1 rRNA gene is annotated in these 490 nt (G+C 50.6%); it reads left to right on the forward strand.

Annotated elements, in window-relative coordinates:
- Positions 1-427: 427 nt before the first annotated feature.
- Positions 428-490, forward strand: a 16S ribosomal RNA gene (locus AC0C6X_RS30140); the annotation flags it as partial.

Here is a 490-nt window from a genome sequence, read left to right on the forward strand (position 1 = left end):
ATGTTGTAGAATTTTGAAGTTTTTTTGAAAATGTCTGTTGACGTGTGAGAGGGGGTGGGTCTATAAGCCCGATCACTGACGAGGGCGGCGGCGCTGCTGGCGACGACGACCTTCGCTCTAGAGTTTCCTGGGTTGGCTGAGGCTGATTTTGGGTCTGGGACCTCGGCGGTTCTGGGCTTTATGGAAGCGGTTTGACGGATGGTGAGTTCGTCGGTTTTTTGACAATTGAATAATGAGAAAGAGAAACGTGGGCGGCGGAGCTCGCGGGACCTCAAGAGATTGGGGTTCTGGAAAGAGACTTTGGCGGTCACGTTTTGACAAGAGACAACACCAGTTTTCTCGGTTCGGACTTAGGTTTGGGCCGATTGAAGATGGGTGTGAGTTCTCGTCGATTCAGAGACGTGATTTAAGCCAATGATTGAATTCTCAACTTGAGAGTTTGATCCTGGCTCAGAACGAACGCTGGCGGCAGGCTTAACACATGCAAGTC

This window comes from Ensifer sp. VA4, from assembly GCF_055710065.1.